This window comes from Gilliamella sp. WF3-4, assembly GCF_001690275.1.
Lineage (GTDB): Bacteria > Pseudomonadota > Gammaproteobacteria > Enterobacterales > Orbaceae > Gilliamella > Gilliamella apicola_C.
In genome coordinates this window covers 1-2,240 of sequence record NZ_LZGW01000060.1, presented here as the reverse complement: position 1 = coordinate 2,240, position 2,240 = coordinate 1, and the positions used below count along the sequence as shown (strand labels likewise).

1 tRNA gene and 2 rRNA genes are annotated in these 2,240 nt (G+C 48.5%); all 3 read right to left on the bottom strand.

What is annotated here, in order from left to right:
- Positions 1 to 918 (bottom strand): 23S ribosomal RNA (locus A9G47_RS13205); the annotation flags it as partial.
- Between the two features lie 256 nt (positions 919 to 1,174).
- Positions 1,175 to 1,250 (bottom strand) — tRNA-Glu (locus tag A9G47_RS13200).
- 54 nt (positions 1,251 to 1,304) lie between these two features.
- Positions 1,305 to 2,240 (bottom strand): 16S ribosomal RNA (locus tag A9G47_RS13195); the annotation flags it as partial.

Here is a 2,240-nt window from a genome sequence, read left to right as displayed (position 1 = left end):
TCGGAGTTTGCATCGGGTTGGTAAGCCGGGATGGCCCCCTAGCCGAAACAGTGCTCTACCCCCAACAGTTACTCATGAGGCGCTACCTAAATAGCTTTCGGGGAGAACCAGCTATCTCCCGGTTTGATTGGCCTTTCACCCCCAGCCACAGGTCATCCGCTAATTTTTCAACATTAGTCGGTTCGGTCCTCCAGTTAGTGTTAACCAACCTTCAACCTGCCCATGGCTAGATCACCGGGTTTCGGGTCTATACCCTGCAACTTAACGCACAGTTAATACTCGGTTTCCCTTCGGCTCCCCTATTCGGTTAACCTCGCTACAGAATATAAGTCGCTGACCCATTATACAAAAGGTACGCAGTCACTATTACCCAACGGCAACAGCTCCCACTGATTGTACGTACACGGTTTCAGGGTCTATTTCACTCCCCTCCCGGGGTTCTTTTCGCCTTTCCCTCACGGTACTGGTTCACTATCGGTCAATCAGGAGTATTTAGCCTTGGAGGATGGTCCCCCCTTCTTCAGACAGGATATCACGTGTCCCGCCCTACTCTATAAGCTTCCACATCATGCATTTTCATGTACGGGACTTTCACCCTCTATCGTGCGACTTTCCAGACGCTTCCACTAATACATCATGCTACCCGCTTGGGCTCCTCCCCTTTCGCTCGCCGCTACTTAGGGAATCTCGGTTGATTTCTTTTCCTCGGGGTACTTAGATGTTTCAGTTCTCCCGGTTCGCCTCATATAACTATGAATTCATTATATGATAGTGTAGTCACCTACACTGGGTTTCCCCATTCGGACATCAACGGCTATAGCGCCTTTTATCGGCTCACCGTCGCTTTTCGCAGATTAACACGTCCTTCTTCGCCTCTGATTGCCTAGGCATCCACCGTGTACGCTTAATTTCTTAACCTTACAACTCACAGTTGTCTTGGTTTTCAATTTACGCTTTTTCTCTTTTTCACTTCAACACTTCTAGTTTAATCAGCTTAACTCAACATTTATTAAATATATCATTAAACCAAAAATAAAAGCTTTCCGTAAAAACGAGAACTCGTTTCTTTCAGCTTGTTCCTAATTGTTAAAGAGCTTTATCTTTCTATTCACTCATCTTTTAACTCAAAGTAAATACAAACATAATTTTTAAAAAATAATTCCGTCGCACTTTATGGCGTCCCCTAGGGGATTCGAACCCCTGTTACCGCCGTGAAAGGGCGATGTCCTAGGCCTCTAGACGAAGGGGACTGAATTATTTCTATTCTAAACAAACAATCTGTGTGAACACTTACGAGCTCTTCGTAAGGAGGTGATCCAACCGCAGGTTCCCCTACGGTTACCTTGTTACGACTTCACCCCAGTCATGAACCACACCGTGGTAAACGCCCTCCCGAAGGTTAAGCTATCTACTTCTGGTGCAACCCACTCCCATGGTGTGACGGGCGGTGTGTACAAGGCCCGGGAACGTATTCACCGTGACATTCTGATTCACGATTACTAGCGATTCCGACTTCATGGAGTCGAGTTGCAGACTCCAATCCGGACTTAGACGTACTTTATGAGGTCCGCTTGCTCTCGCGAGGTCGCCTCCCTTTGTATACGCCATTGTAGCACGTGTGTAGCCCTGGTCGTAAGGGCCATGATGACTTGACGTCGTCCCCACCTTCCTCCGCTTTATCAACGGCAGTCTCCTTTGAGTTCCCGGCCAAACCGATGGCAACAAAGGATAAGGGTTGCGCTCGTTGCGGGACTTAACCCAACATTTCACAACACGAGCTGACGACAGCCATGCAGCACCTGTCTCACAGTTCCCGAAGGCACTCCCATATCTCTACAGGATTCTGTGGATGTCAAGACCAGGTAAGGTTCTTCGCGTTGCATCGAATTAAACCACATGCTCCACCGCTTGTGCGGGCCCCCGTCAATTCATTTGAGTTTTAACCTTGCGGCCGTACTCCCCAGGCGGTCGATTTATCGCGTTAGCTTCGGAGCCCATCACTCTAGGCAACAAACTCCAAATCGACATCGTTTACAGCGTGGACTACCAGGGTATCTAATCCTGTTTGCTCCCCACGCTTTCGCATCTCAGCGTCAGTATCTGTCCAGAAGGCCGCCTTCGCCACCGGTATTCCTCCACATCTCTACGCATTTCACCGCTACACGTGGAATTCTACCTTCCTCTACAATACTCTAGTTAACCAGTTTTAAGTGCAATTCCTAGGTTGAGCCCAGGGCTTT